General features: G+C 67.2%; 14 protein-coding genes. 6 read left to right on the top strand and 8 right to left on the bottom strand.

Annotated elements, in window-relative coordinates:
• Window positions 1–30 precede the first annotated feature (30 nt).
• Window positions 31–1488 carry an MFS transporter gene (locus tag AC3B6C_RS16390; protein WP_488373476.1) on the bottom strand — a complete coding sequence of 486 codons (1458 nt, stop codon included), beginning with the start codon at window positions 1486–1488 and terminating at the stop codon, window positions 31–33.
• 157 nt (window positions 1489–1645) lie between these two features.
• Between AC3B6C_RS16390 and AC3B6C_RS16385 the strand changes: the two genes are divergently transcribed.
• Genes AC3B6C_RS16385 through AC3B6C_RS16375 form a run of 3 tightly spaced genes read left to right on the top strand, consistent with a single transcriptional unit; the run spans window position 1646 to window position 3864 of the window.
• Window positions 1646–2941 carry an amidase gene (locus AC3B6C_RS16385; protein WP_488373474.1) on the top strand — a complete coding sequence of 432 codons (1296 nt, stop codon included), beginning with the start codon at window positions 1646–1648 and terminating at the stop codon, window positions 2939–2941.
• A gap of 27 nt (window positions 2942–2968) precedes the next feature.
• The gene (locus AC3B6C_RS16380; protein ID WP_004572205.1) at window positions 2969–3247 is read left to right on the top strand and encodes a hypothetical protein; all 279 of its coding nucleotides are present in this window, start codon (window positions 2969–2971) and stop codon (window positions 3245–3247) included.
• Entirely contained in the window at window positions 3244–3864 is a 621-nt protein-coding gene (locus AC3B6C_RS16375; RefSeq protein WP_014926266.1) for a response regulator transcription factor, read from the top strand. The genes AC3B6C_RS16380 and AC3B6C_RS16375 overlap by 4 nt, the downstream gene beginning before the upstream one ends.
• 21 nt (window positions 3865–3885) lie before the next feature.
• Here AC3B6C_RS16375 and AC3B6C_RS16370 read toward each other — a convergent pair whose 3' ends face one another.
• The 6 genes from AC3B6C_RS16370 to AC3B6C_RS16345 all read right to left on the bottom strand — a co-directional run bounded on the left by AC3B6C_RS16370 (window position 3886) and on the right by AC3B6C_RS16345 (window position 9072).
• Window positions 3886–4836 (bottom strand): PDR/VanB family oxidoreductase, encoded by a 951-nt coding sequence (locus AC3B6C_RS16370; RefSeq protein ID WP_010841964.1) that lies wholly within the window; start codon window positions 4834–4836, stop codon window positions 3886–3888.
• 39 nt (window positions 4837–4875) lie between these two features.
• Window positions 4876–5628: an SDR family NAD(P)-dependent oxidoreductase gene (locus tag AC3B6C_RS16365; RefSeq protein WP_035717128.1), complete on the bottom strand. Its 753-nt coding sequence runs from the start codon at window positions 5626–5628 to the stop codon at window positions 4876–4878.
• A 14-nt stretch (window positions 5629–5642) separates the two neighbouring features.
• Window positions 5643–6140: an aromatic-ring-hydroxylating dioxygenase subunit beta gene (locus tag AC3B6C_RS16360; RefSeq protein ID WP_010841962.1), complete on the bottom strand. Its 498-nt coding sequence runs from the start codon at window positions 6138–6140 to the stop codon at window positions 5643–5645.
• The gene (locus AC3B6C_RS16355; RefSeq protein WP_014926264.1) at window positions 6133–7410 is read right to left on the bottom strand and encodes an aromatic ring-hydroxylating oxygenase subunit alpha; all 1278 of its coding nucleotides are present in this window, start codon (window positions 7408–7410) and stop codon (window positions 6133–6135) included. The genes AC3B6C_RS16360 and AC3B6C_RS16355 overlap by 8 nt, the downstream gene beginning before the upstream one ends.
• 58 nt (window positions 7411–7468) lie before the next feature.
• Complete coding sequence (locus tag AC3B6C_RS16350; RefSeq protein WP_010841960.1) at window positions 7469–7831, bottom strand: hypothetical protein; 363 nt, start codon at window positions 7829–7831, stop codon at window positions 7469–7471.
• A gap of 65 nt (window positions 7832–7896) precedes the next feature.
• Window positions 7897–9072, bottom strand: a complete 1176-nt coding sequence (locus AC3B6C_RS16345; RefSeq protein WP_488373472.1) for an acyl-CoA dehydrogenase family protein — start codon at window positions 9070–9072, stop codon at window positions 7897–7899.
• A gap of 174 nt (window positions 9073–9246) precedes the next feature.
• On the opposite strand from AC3B6C_RS16345, the gene AC3B6C_RS16340 reads away from it, so the two are divergent.
• From AC3B6C_RS16340 to AC3B6C_RS16330, 3 genes are read left to right on the top strand one after another with little or no spacing between them, the layout of a single operon-like run.
• A complete protein-coding gene (locus AC3B6C_RS16340; RefSeq protein WP_044507830.1) occupies window positions 9247–10722 on the top strand; it encodes a PAS domain S-box protein in 1476 nt (491 codons plus the stop codon).
• A gap of 31 nt (window positions 10723–10753) precedes the next feature.
• Window positions 10754–11173, top strand: a complete 420-nt coding sequence (locus tag AC3B6C_RS16335) for a MarR family winged helix-turn-helix transcriptional regulator (RefSeq protein ID WP_488373471.1) — start codon at window positions 10754–10756, stop codon at window positions 11171–11173.
• Between the two features lie 10 nt (window positions 11174–11183).
• On the top strand, window positions 11184–11513 hold the full coding sequence (locus tag AC3B6C_RS16330; RefSeq protein ID WP_010841956.1) for a rhodanese-like domain-containing protein: 330 nt from the start codon (window positions 11184–11186) through the stop codon (window positions 11511–11513).
• Window positions 11514–11522: 9 nt separating this feature from the next.
• Here the strand turns inward: AC3B6C_RS16330 and AC3B6C_RS16325 are convergent, their stop codons facing one another.
• Window positions 11523–12644: a nitronate monooxygenase gene (locus tag AC3B6C_RS16325; RefSeq protein ID WP_010841955.1), complete on the bottom strand. Its 1122-nt coding sequence runs from the start codon at window positions 12642–12644 to the stop codon at window positions 11523–11525.
• Window positions 12645–12647 lie beyond the last annotated feature (3 nt).

The raw sequence follows: 12647 nt of genomic DNA, 5'->3' as shown, positions 1-12647 counted from the left end.
CTTCTCCTGTGTCGGGTCGTCGGGCAGGGGTCAGGCGGCGGGGGCCTCGGCCGGCACCTTGACGTAGCGCTTCTGCAAAGTGGCACCGAGTCGTTCTGGGCGGAGGAAGGCGATACAGAGCGCGCCGCCGACGAGGAGGACGATTCCGGTGATGGTGAAGGCCTGGTGCACGCCGTCGGCCATGTTCCCGGCCATCTCCGCGCTGGGCTTCTCGCCCTTCGGCGGCGACACGTATCCGGCGTCGGTCATGAGCCATCCGACGAGAATCGGCGAGATGACCGCGCCGAACGACGCCACACCGCCGAGGGTCGCCATCAGGATGGGCCGCTGCCGGGCGCCGACCGCGTAGCCGATCGCCGTGGCGGTCATCGGGAACGCCAGACTGCATCCGCCGGCCAGGCACAGCAGTGCCACCGCGGCGATCCCCGACGTCGCCTGGATCGCGATGAAGCACAATCCGGCCAGCACCGCGGCACACCCGAACGGAACGGCGATCGCCAGATGGGCCGAACTCCCCCGATGCATCATCCGGTGCCCGAGCGCGCCCAGTCCGAGCAGGACGAGGGCTCCGACCACCCACGGCACGGTCGTCATCGCACCGACCTCGCCGAGCGAGAGCCCGACGACGGTGCCCAGGTACTGGGGCAGCCAGGTCGTCAGGAAGCCCTGCACCCAGAAGTTCGACGCCCCGCCGATCACGGCGGACAAGAATGCCAGACTCAGCAGCGCACGCCAGATCACGACCGGCTTCTGCTCGTCGACCGCGGAGGTCGCCACCTCCTTGGTACCGGTCACCAGCTCGCCGGCGTCGGCCGCCGTCTCGTCCGGCGACGCTGCCTTCTTGGGCCGGTAGGGACCGTCGGCACCGATCGCGAACCAGGCGATCACCCACACCAGGCCGATGATGCCGAGCACACCGAACGCCCAGCGCCAACCCCACACGGCGATGACCCAGGCCAGCAGCGGTGCCGCGAAGACCGGACCCAGGGTGGATCCGGCGGCGATGAGGTTCGACGGCAGCGCGCGTCGCGTCGGCGAGAACCAGGTGTGTGCGGAGGTGAGCGACATCGCGGTGGCCGGGCCCTCGGCACCGCCGAGCACAATCCGGGTCACCAGGAGAACCGCCGCACCGCCGCCGAGAAGCATCGGGAACTGCAGGACCGCCCAGGTGACGCCCATCGCGAACAGGATCCACTTCACCGAGATCTTCGATGCCAGGAATCCGGTGATGACCGAGACGATCGCGTACAGGAAGAAGAAGGCACTGCCGATGAATCCGAATTCGGTTGGGGTCAAACCGAGTTCGGGCATGGCGTCGGCCGAGACCAGACCGAGCACCGCCTTGTCGGCGAAGGCGATGATCTGGAACAGCACGAGCATGCCGGTGACGACCCATGCCCTTCTCGACATGCGGCTGAGGTCGATTCGCCGTTCGGGGGCGGCCGGCGTCGACGACGGCGTCGTCACCGCGGATTCTCTGATGGTCATTGCGTTTCCTTGGGCTGGCGGGCTGAGATGACGCCTGGATTTCGAGGGCTGACACTGAAGTTATGGCCACCCGTGCCTACGGCGATACGAGGGAAATCTTTACTGTCGCCGCGATGCGCGACAGGGCAGACTGGTGCCAGAACGCGAAGGAGGAACGGTGAGCTCGGCCTACTGGAAACACCCCATCAGCGAGCAGGCGACCGCGGTGCACGAGAAGGTCGTGTCGGCGGAGGTTCTCGCGCAACAGGTTCGTGAGGAGATCATCCGCACCGACACCGAACTGCACGCCTGGGTCGAGCTGTCCCCGACCGTCGTCGACGACGCACGCCGGCAGGACGCGATGCCCGGCCGTCGACCCCTGCGCGGCGTCTCGCTCGGCGTCAAAGACCTCATCGACGTCTCCGGGCTGCCGACCCGGGCCGGTTCCCCCATCACGTCCTCGTCACCGGCATCCTCGGATGCACCCTGTGTCAGTCGCTTTCGCGACCTCGGGGCGGTGGTCCAGGGCAAGACGGTCACGACCGAGTTCGGCTACTTCTCGCCCGGACCCACGCGTAATCCGCACCATCACGAGCACACGCCGGGCGGGTCGTCGAGCGGATCGGCTGCCGCCGTCGGGGCCGGTGTCATCCCGGTGGCGCTCGGTACGCAGACCGCGGGTTCGCTGACGCGGCCGGCCGCCTACTGCGGTGCGGCGGGCATGGTCCTCGCGCACGGCTCGACGGACCTGTCCGGGGTCACCGGGCTCAGCGAGTCGCTGGACTCGCTGGGAATACTCACCCGGGACATCGCCGACCTGCAGTACGTGTACTCCGCCTTCTCCGGACGCTCGCCGATCGTCCCCGGACGTTCCACCGTCCGGACCGTGGTGGTGTGGGGCGGCAGCGACCTGCATCCGATCGACGAGGCGATGACGGGGTTGATCAACCGGTTGCCGGAACTGCTCGACGGAGCCGGCGTCGAGACCCGGGCTCTCGAGTACGACGATCACGTGCGCACCCTGGCCGACGACCACGTGACGGTCATGTCCCATGAGGCGGCCGGCACGCTGGACGACGCTTTCCGGGAACACGCGAACGCATTCGGCCCGGAACTGCGCGCACTCGTCGAAGCGGGCCGCGCGATCAGCGTCACCGATCATGCGGCCGCCCTCATCCGCCGCGACCGCTCTCGTGATCTACTCGCCGAGGCGCTGGGCGACCACACCGTGATCGTCGGTCCCGCCGCACCCGGTCCCGCACCGCACGGTCTCGCGGCAACCGGGTCGCCGGTGCTGAGCCGCCCGTGGCAACTCCTCGGGTGTCCGGTCGTCGTCGTGCCCGGTGCGACCACCGACGCCGGGATGCCCCTCGGGCTGCAGGTGATCGGTCTGCCCGGGCGGGAGTCGGCGCTGTTCGAGGTCGCCGCCGTGCTCGAGACCGAGCTCCGGTCGCATCCGGTCGTTCCGGCCTGAGTCCGGTTGGAAGAGAGAAGATCTGCCATGACGATCAAGCCCCGTCCGGAGACGCATCACCGGATGTTCCTCACGTGCTACGAGGACACCTTCAACTACGGCTGGCATCACGTCGACCTGTTTGTGCACGACGAGCACGGCCGCGAGGTCAACTGGGTGCACTGGACCGTCGAAGCCGATGGTCCGGAGGCCGCCGACGAGTCTGTCCGGCGCGAGGAGCCCTGGCTGAACCGGACCTCGGAGTGGCGGCATCAGGTCAGTGCCGTCGGCATGAACTACTGGACGGCGGACGCGGCGTGGGTGTGACCGCGACGGTGTACGTGGTCGACGACGACCCGGAGCTGTGCGAATCGGTCGACTGGCTACTCGGCAGCATCGGGATCTCGCCGCGGATCTGCCACAGCGCCGACGACTTCCTCGCGCAGTACTCCGGGGACGCGCCCGCGTGCATCGTGCTCGATGTGCGTATGCCGACGATGAGCGGTCCGCGGTTGCAGGAGAAGCTCAACGAGTTCGCACCGCACGTCGCCATCATCTTCGTCTCCGCGCACGGCGACATCCGGATGTCGGTGTCCACGCTGCAGGCCGGCGCGATGGACTTCCTGGAGAAGCCCTACGACCCCCAGCGACTGCTCGACGCCGTCCAGGCGGGTATGGAGAAGGCCGTCGAGCGCTTTCGCACCCACGAGCAGAAGCGGTCGGTGGAGTCGAAGGTCGCTCTCCTCACGCCCCGTGAGCGCGAGATCCTCGCGCTGGTGGTCGAGGGGTTGCCGAGCCAGAACATCGCACGCCGGCTCGAGATGAGCGTGAAGACGGTGGACGTGCACCGTGCGCGGATCAAGAGCAAGACCGACGCCGACAGCATCAGCACGCTCGTGCGGGACATCCTCCGCTTCGATGTCGAGGTGCCGACCAACTCCTGAGATCCGCCCCCGGCGCTCGGTTCAGTAGTAGTCGAGCACGATCTTCTCGCCGGAGGTCCGCGAGACGCACACGGCGATCACCTCTCCGGACTCTCGCTCCGCCTTGGTCAGCACGTTGTCGCGGTGCTCGGGTTCGCCGGCGAGGACCTGCATGATGCAGGTGCCGCAGATGCCCTCCTGACAGGAGGTGTCGACGTCGCAACCGTTCTCCTCGAGGACCTCGACGATGCTCCGATCGGCCGGCACGTGATACGTCTGTCCGTCGAGTTCGACGTCGAAAGCGGTGTTCTCCGACGCGTCGGGCTGGTCCGTGGCGTGGAAGTTCTCGAAGTGGACCGCGTCGGCCGGGACGAAACGTTCGGCGAGTTCCCGGACCTTGGTCATGAAGCCGTCCGGGCCGCAGACGTAGACGTGCGACTGCTGCGGTGCCGATTCCAGGGCGGTGGTCAGGATCGCTCCGTGGGCCTCGCGGCCCACGCCGACGTGGGCGTGCAGCTTCTCCGGGCAGCGCTCGCGCAGCAGCGGCAGGAACGCCGCGTCCTCGGCGGTGCGGGCGAAGTAGTGCAGCTCGAAGCTGATGCCGTGCACGTCCATGTGGCGCGCCATGCTCAGCATCGGGGTGATCCCGATCCCGGCGGCCACCAGGACGTGATGCGTTGCCGCGGGGTCGATCCCGAGCAGATTCCGCGGCTCGCTGATCTGCAGCCGGTCGCCGACCCGCAGCTCGTGCAGTGCCGCCGACCCGCCCCGGGACTGGTCCTCACGCTTGACCGCCACGGCGAACGACTCCCGGCCGTCGGGGCGGCTACAGAGCGAGTACTGCCGGGTGATGGCGGTCGGCCCGACGACGTCGATGTGCGCACCCGGCGTGTACTCCCCCATCGTCGAGCCGTCGGGCCTCGACAGGTAGAAGGTCTTGATGCTCGGGGTCTCCTGGACGATCGCGGACACGACGACGTCGGTGAGGGCCATGTGTACTCCTGGTGATGGCAGATGGTTCTACAGGTGCGATCAGCGGACGAAGAGCCCGCCGTTGACGTCCCAGCACGCACCCGTGACGAAGAAGGCGTTCTCGGCGGTCAGCAGGCCGACCATGTCCCCGATGAAGTCGGGGCTGCCCAGCTTGCCGACGGGGATGCCGGCGATCACGGCGTCGAGTCTGTCCGGCGGAACGGTCGCCTTCACGACGGGCAGGTCATGGGGTCCCGGCGCGATCGCGTTGACCGTGACCCCCTTCGGCGCAAGCTCTTTCGCGAAGATCTTGGTGACCGTCAGGATCGCGCCCTTCGACGTGGCGTAGTGCGCGCCGGTGGCGGTGCCGCCGTTCTGACCGGCCAGCGAGGCCATGTTGACGATGCGGCCGAAACCCTCGTCGGCCATTGCGGCACCGAACACCTGGCAGCCGAAGAAGATGCTGTTGACGTTGGTGTTCAGCACCCGCGTGAAATCCGGCTCGTCGATGCTCATGAGATCGGCCGCCTGGGTCAGCGCGGCGTTGTTGACGACGATCGTGGGAGTGCCCCACACCGACTGCACATGTGCCAGCGCGTCGACGAAGTTCTGCCGGTGCGCGACGTCGAGGACCGCCGCCTGAGCGGTCGACCCGTCGGGCGAGAGTTCTTCGGCGATCCGTCGGGCCGGGTCGAGGGCGATGTCGGTGAGCAGGACGCGATGTCCGTCTCGATGGAGCCGGCGGGCGATGAAGGAACCCATCCCGCCGGCGGCGCCGGTGACGACCGCGATCCCCTTGGTGGTCGAGCTCATGTCCACGCCCCCGTTCACACGAGGTATCCCGAGGCGCTGACCGCGTCCTCGCTGTCGATGAGGCGGGCCACCTTCAGGCTGATCCGGTCGTTCCCGTCCGGTCCGAGTGAGATGGTGTGGGTGAGCTCGGCACCGATCGTGGAGAAGGCATCGCGCTTGAACGCGTTGAGGATCTGCGCCGAGCGCAGGATGACGGTGTCCTCGCTCACGTCGGACACCGTGAAGCGCGAGATGACTCGAACCGTACGAGCCGCGGCCACCGCCGACGGTGCGTACCCCTGCATCATCCGCTCGACGCGCAGCCGCCGCATCCGCTTGTCGTCGTACACCATGTTCAGCGACGAGTCGAAGTCGTCGGTGTCGGGATCGATCGGGATGACGTAATGCGCGTCGTCGGTGTAGAGGGCCTCCCACGCCGGATAGTCCTTGGCGTCGAGGAGTTCGGCCTCCTTCCACACGAGCGCGATAGCGCGCAGGACACGCGGGTCGTTGAAGGTGTGCAGCTCAGTCATCGCTCATCATCCTCTTCCACATGCCGTAGGACTCGCGCATCCCGGTTTCGTCGGTGACATGCGAAGTGGGCCAGCCCTCTTCGGTCGTGAACTCGCGGTTCTCCCCGCGGTTGACCAGGATCGGCATGTTCGGGTTGCCCCCGGCGCCGATCTGCACCCGGTCCCATCCCTCCGCGTCGTCGGGGCTACCGAACCCGAAGGGGCCCTGGAAGTGTTCGTGGATGCGCAGGCGTTCCCGGTTGATGCTCTCCGGACCGCCTTCCATACCGATGGCCATGTGCCACACCTCGGTGACGTCGACGCTGATCGGGATGAGCACCCGGAAGAACGACGACGACATGGCGATGTTCGGGAACATGTTGAGGTTGAACCCGCAACCGTGCATCGAACGCATGTAGCGACGGATGCGTTCGGGACTCTCCCCCGCCTCGGCCAGTTCGTCGACCAGGTGCTGGAACCGCGGCTGGATCTCCTCGCTGCCGTCGTCGACGTCGAGGTCGGCGTGCGCGGCCGCCATGATCGCGACGCTGTGCCCGTTGCCGAGGGCATGCGTCTGCGCGGCCGGATCGTCCATGAACGACATCATGTTCGCGGTCTCGGCGTCGACGGAGGCCATCCACGACTTGTGCACCATCGGGAAGTGGTAACCGTCGGTGGTGTTCTCGAGCTGGATCTTCCAGTTGCCCTTGAAGCGGAATTTGTGGCTGCCGAGCACCTTGGTGGGAAATCCGTTGGACTGCTTGAGGAATCGCTCCATCCAGATCTTGGCGTCGCCGAGGTGATCCTCGAGCGGCTCGATCTCGTGGTTGAACGTCGCGAAGATCATGCCGAGGTAGCTCTCGGTGCGCAACTTCTGCAGCGGGAAGTCGTTCTTCTCGACGACGCCCTCGTACCCGTCCGGGTACGGGATACCGCGGAGCCGGCCGTCGAGGGTGTACGACCAGTTGTGGTACGGGCAGGTGAACCCGTTGGCCTTGCCGCTGCGCTGGTCGCAGACCGTGGCACCGCGATGCCGACACCTGTTGAGCAGGGTGTTGAAGTTGCCCTTGCGATCCCGGGTCACGATGACCGGTTGGTCACCGACCTGCGTCGTCTTGAACGAACCTGCCTCGGGGACCTCGCTCTCGTGCGCGACCCACACCCAGGTGCGGTAGAAGATCTTGCGCATCTCCTCGGCGAAGATCTCGGGATCGGTGTAGAGCTGACCGGCGACGCGGTCTTTCTCGGCGAGGTCCGCGAAGCCGCGGGTCGGCCTCTCGATGGTGGTCATCGATAATCCTTCGTGTGGTCGGGATGGTCGGGATCGGTTGTCGCGCGGGAGGCGGTGCTCACGAGGCGACGTCGTCGCGGATGGTGAGAGCCCGGCCCATCCTCGCCTCGACCTTGAAGTACTTCCAGAGGGCGTATTCGCCGACCATGGTGGTGCGCAACAGGTTGCAGGCCGCCTTGACGGTCGGCTGGTCGCGGACGTCGGCGAGGACGTAGAAGGTCCACGGCCAGCCCTCGGACGGCCCGACCATGTGGGCATCGTCGTCGAAGGTCCCGATGATCTCGACGCCGTCGAGGTTCTTGAGACCGGAGAGGAATTCCATCGTCGCCTCCCACACCGGACCGATGTCGGCCTTGGGCAGGTCGAAGAAGTTCTGGTTGTTCCCCACGCAGAACAGCGTGCGCAACGGTTCGTCGGTCATGGGCGGTGCACTCCTTGCGGGTGGTGATGTCGGCGGTCGTGATGTCCGGGCTGATGTCGGGTGTGTCAGGGAAAGCTGGGGATTCCGGCCTCGAGGCCGAGGAGCAGGGCACCGGCGGCCTCGTAGGTGTTGGTCTGCAACATGGCGTGCTGCGCGGGTACGAGGGCGTCCTGCAGGTACCGCTGGAGCGGGTGGGTCTCGTAGATGGCGCCGGTCCCGGCGAGATCGAAGACCTGCAGCACCACGCTGCGCCCGACATGCGCCGCGTGGGTGGCACTCAGCCGCAGCAACGCTTGATCGTCGGTCGAGATGTGCGCTCCGGTGACGGCCTTGGCCCACACCTGGTCGGTGCTGTCGTAGAAGAACGCTCGTGCCGAACGCAATTCGGCCTCGGCGACCGCGAGGCCGCTCTTGTATGCCGGGCGGTTTCCCTTGCTGGCTCCCCCGGTGATCGAGGTCCGCGCCGCACCGACCTCGATCGCATAGTCGAGTGCACCCCGGGCCGCACCGAGGGTCACCACCGCCAGCACCTGGGCGGCGTAGGCCAGCGCCGGGTAGCGGGTCAGCGGTTCGTCGATCTGGGGCGCGCCGCCCCGCACGAAGGTCATCTCCTCCGGCACGAACACGCGATCGGCGCGGACCGCGTGTGAACCCGTCGCCTTCATACCGGCGACATCCCAGTTCTCGACGATCTCCACGTCGGCCGGATCGACCAGTGCCGTCAGCGGTTTGCCGCCGGTCTCGGGTCCGCCGGCCAGGCCGATGCCGATGAGGTCGGCACCGCGGCATCCGCTCGCGAACTGCCAGACCCCGGTACACAGGTAGCCGCCGTCGACCTTCTGTGCCTCCTGCATCGGGAACAGTCCGCCCGCATACGCGATGTCGGGTCCGTGCGCGTAGATCTTCCGTTGCGTCTCGGCGGGCAGTGCGGCGAAGTACACGAGTGACGATCCGAAGCTGGACACCCACCCGGTGGCGGGGTCGACAGCGGAGATGCGCTCGACGAGCGACATGAAATCGGACGGCGCCATCGGCTCACCCCCGAACACCGCCGGCGTCGACGCCCGGTACATGCCGGCGCGCTTCAGCAACGCGATGTAGTCACCGGGGACGTACCGCTGCGAGTTGAACTCGTCCCGACGATCCCGGAGCACGTCGAGCGCATGATCGAAGGCTGCATCACGCGCCGCCCCTGCCGGTTCGGCACACACCCGTTCGGTCAGGCTCTCCGCGGTCATCATTGTCTCCGTTCGGAATCGACTCTCGATCTCGAGTCCGACACTATGGACGCGGGACCCGGCGCGGTATCGGGATTTCCCGCGTCGCGGGTAAGCAATTCCTTACTTGCGTGTCCTCACCTGCGTGGCATCGTGGCGGGGACGAAGGTCGAACTCGACGAAGGTGAGGTGATGGCGATGTTCCCCGCTCGTCGGGATTTCGAGCAGATGATCCTCAACACCGGTACCGGGATCCTGATCCACGAGGCGAGTTCGAAGAACATCCTGTGGGCGAATCCGGCCGCCTGCCGCATCTTCGGTTTCACCCTCGAGGAGCTCAAGCCGCTCAAGGCTCACCACATGAGCGCGCAGGAACGCCAGTATCGCCGGGAGGTCGGTGTGGCGTGGCTCCAGTCGGCGGTGGTCCACGGGTCGAGCCGCAAACAGTGGAAGTACCGCGCGAAGGACGGCACCGAATTCCTCACCGATGCGCGCGCGACTCTCGTGCGCTGCGAGGACGGGCCGGTAGTGATGGTCGAGTTCCGCAACATCTCCGACGAGGTCGAGTTGCAGGAAGAACTCACGTGGGTGTCGGAGTCGTTGCAGCGCATCATGACCCACACCTCGGCCGGCATCGTCGTGCTCGACGACGACAACTGCATCGACGACATCTCACCGCTGGCCGCGAAGCTGTTCGGTCGCACCCCCGCGGAGTTGTCGGGGGTCCATCTGGAAGACCTCGGACGATGCGAACCACGACTGACCAGTGACCCCGTCGTCGAACGTCTGGCGGACGGTGGGGGTTCGGTGGAGATCCAGCAGGAGATCATCAAGGACGACGGCAGCACCGTGTGGCTGGCCGGCGAACTCGAGATCGTCGCCCATGACGGCATCCGGTCGCGGGTCCTGACCGTCCGCGACGTGACCGACCGGGTCGAATGGGAGCGACGCAACGCCTACCAGGAAGCCAATCTCCAGTACCTGAGCCGCTATCACGCGATGGGCGACATGGCGATGATCCTGGCCCATGAGCTCGGTCAGCCGCTCGCGGCGTCGACCAACTATCTCACCGGTCTGAAGGCGCGCGTGTCCGCCGAGACGGTCGATGCACGGAGCCTCGCCTACGGGATCGACCAGATCGAGAAGCAGCTGCACCGCGCCGCCGACATCGTCGCGTCCGTGAAGCGCTACGTACGACGCATCGAGAGCACGGCGACCCTGATGGACCTGAACGAGACCGTCGAGGAGAGCCTGTACTTCGTGCGATTGCGCGCGGCCGAGCAGGGGGTCCGGGTGTACGCCGAGACCCTCGACCGCGACCTGCCGATCCAGGGCGAGAACGTGCTCATCGGTCAGGTCATCATCAACCTCTGCGTCAACGCACTCGACGAGATCGTGCGGCCGACGACCGAGGTGAAAGAGCTGACGATCCAGACCGGCGAGGCCGACGGACAGGCCTCGGTGTGGATCCGCGACCAGGGCCGCGGCATGACGGGCGCACCCGCCGACCGGCTCGCGTCGGGTGCGTTCTCCGCCAAACAGGACGGCTCGGGGATCGGGCTGATCATCTCCGAGCACATCGTGGAGCGGCACGGCGGCACGATCAGTTACCTGCCGAACGAACCGTCCGGGACCGCGGTCCGCGTGACGTTCCCGCTCGCGCCGGCGCCCTGACCCGCCCCGGCACGGCTGTTAGCCTGCGACCATGCCGGAGCCGCCGCCGTTCAGTCCCACCGTCATGTTGCTCACGGTGGGCCGCGTCTGGGAGGCCGAGCTGACGACGGCGCTGAAACCGCTCGGTCTCACCCCGCGGAAGTACGGTCTCCTGGGCCACATCCGGGGCACGCCGGGGATCTCGTTCAGCGAGCTCGCGCGCCGTTCTCGGATCACGGTGCAGAGCGCGCACACGGCGGTCTCGGGATTCGTCGACGCCGGGCTCGTCGACGACCGGACCGCGCACGCCGGCTCCGCATCGACGCTGGGGATCACCGCCGCCGGCGAGGACCTTCTCGCACAGGCCGCCGAGCGGGTCACCCGCCTCGACGCCGAGTTCACCGCCCGCCACCCCGAGCTCACCGCGGCTCTCGCCGCACACTTCGAGTCGGTGTCACGTACCTTCAGTTAGACTGAAGGTTATGAAGGTCCGTCACTATCTCCGGCGCCCGCCCGCCGTGCCCGCCTCCGACGCCGTGCGCCTCGTCGCCGAGGGCGCGGTGATCGTGGACGTGCGTCGCGACTTCGAATGGAACCGCGTCCACATCCCGGGAGCGGTACACATGCCGCTCGAGGTCCTGCCCGAGCGCTGCATCGAACTACCCGAGGACAGGCTCCTCATCGCGTTCTGCACCGGCGGCATCAGATCTGCCGGTGCGGCGAACCTCCTCGTGGAGAACGGCTTCGACGCCACGAACATGAGCGGCGGCCTCATCGGCTGGCGGGCCGCCGGCGGCGCGCTCTCCGAGTGAGTCGACACCCTAGGCGTTCGCGAACGAGTCCAGACTGCTCGTCGCGTCGATGTACTCGGTGACCCACCGTTCGATCACCGCGGAGGTCTTCTCGACCTTGCGGAACTGACCGACCACCTGCCCGACGGGGTTGAAGGCGACGTCGATGCTCTCGTCGGGGTACTTGTGGGTCGCGGCCACCGCCATGCCGGACACCATGTACTGCAGCGGCATCCCCAGCGGATCGGGATTGTTGGGGTCCTCCCAGGCCTCGGTCCAGTCGTTGCGCAGCATCCGGCACGGCTTTCCGGTGAACGACCGGCTCCGCACGGTGTCCCGGCTCGACGCCTCGATGTAGGTCTGCTGCTGGACCGGGGTGTTCTCGGCCTCCTCGACCATGAGCCACTGCGATCCGGTCCAGGCGCCTTGGGCACCCAGGGCCAGCGCGGCCGCGATCTGTTCGCCGCTACCGATGCCCCCGGCGGCCAGAACCGGCACCGGCGCAACCTCTTTGACCACCTGCGGCCACAGCACGATGGAACCCACCTCACCGCAGTGACCGCCACCTTCGCCACCCTGGGCGATGATGATGTCGACGCCCGCGTCGGCGTGCTTGCGCGCCTGCTTCGGCGATCCGCACAGGGCGGCCACCTTGCGGCCCGCGGACTGGATCTTCTCGATCATGTCCGCGGGAGGCGTCCCGAGGGCGTTCGCGATCAGGGTGACCTTGGGATGCTGTAACGCGATCTCGACCTGCGGGGTGGCGGTGGCCTCGGTCCAGCCGAGGAGCTGCAGGGAGTTGTCGCTGTCCTCGTTGAGTGGCACCCCGTGGTCACGCAGGAGCTTGCGACCGAAGTCGAGGGTCTCCGCGGGAACCATCGACTGCAGCATCGCGGCCAGTTCTTCGCCCGACATGTTCGAGTCCATGCCCTCGTACTTGTTCGGGATGACGATGTCGACGCCATAGGGGCGGTCGCCGATGTGCTCGTCGATCCAGTTCAGCTCGACCTCGAGTTCCTCGGGCGTGAAGCCGACCGCACCGAGCACGCCGAACCCGCCGGCCTTGCTCACCGCGACCACGACGTCGCGGCAGTGGGTGAACGCGAAGATCGGGAACTCGACACCGAGCTCGTCGCAGATCGGAGTGTGCATGGA

The organism is Gordonia sp. 11cp (genome assembly GCF_057767225.1).
This window is presented reverse-complemented; position numbering and strand designations above follow the sequence as displayed.

What these genes read in the sequence shown, in the direction of transcription:
- AC3B6C_RS16365 (WP_035717128.1), bottom strand. Translation starts at nt 5,628, where the DNA reads ATGAGCTCGACCACCAAGGGGATCGCGGTCGTCACCGGCGCCGCCGGC.
- AC3B6C_RS16335 (WP_488373471.1), top strand. Translation starts at nt 10,754, where the DNA reads ATGCCGGAGCCGCCGCCGTTCAGTCCCACCGTCATGTTGCTCACGGTG.
- AC3B6C_RS16330 (WP_010841956.1), top strand. Translation starts at nt 11,184, where the DNA reads ATGAAGGTCCGTCACTATCTCCGGCGCCCGCCCGCCGTGCCCGCCTCC.
- AC3B6C_RS16390 (WP_488373476.1), bottom strand. Translation starts at nt 1,488, where the DNA reads ATGACCATCAGAGAATCCGCGGTGACGACGCCGTCGTCGACGCCGGCC.
- AC3B6C_RS16360 (WP_010841962.1), bottom strand. Translation starts at nt 6,140, where the DNA reads ATGACTGAGCTGCACACCTTCAACGACCCGCGTGTCCTGCGCGCTATC.
- AC3B6C_RS16345 (WP_488373472.1), bottom strand. Translation starts at nt 9,072, where the DNA reads ATGATGACCGCGGAGAGCCTGACCGAACGGGTGTGTGCCGAACCGGCA.
- AC3B6C_RS16350 (WP_010841960.1), bottom strand. Translation starts at nt 7,831, where the DNA reads ATGACCGACGAACCGTTGCGCACGCTGTTCTGCGTGGGGAACAACCAG.
- AC3B6C_RS16370 (WP_010841964.1), bottom strand. Translation starts at nt 4,836, where the DNA reads ATGGCCCTCACCGACGTCGTCGTGTCCGCGATCGTCCAGGAGACCCCG.
- AC3B6C_RS16340 (WP_044507830.1), top strand. Translation starts at nt 9,247, where the DNA reads ATGTTCCCCGCTCGTCGGGATTTCGAGCAGATGATCCTCAACACCGGT.
- AC3B6C_RS16380 (WP_004572205.1), top strand. Translation starts at nt 2,969, where the DNA reads ATGACGATCAAGCCCCGTCCGGAGACGCATCACCGGATGTTCCTCACG.
- AC3B6C_RS16355 (WP_014926264.1), bottom strand. Translation starts at nt 7,410, where the DNA reads ATGACCACCATCGAGAGGCCGACCCGCGGCTTCGCGGACCTCGCCGAG.
- AC3B6C_RS16325 (WP_010841955.1), bottom strand. Translation starts at nt 12,644, where the DNA reads ATGCACACTCCGATCTGCGACGAGCTCGGTGTCGAGTTCCCGATCTTC.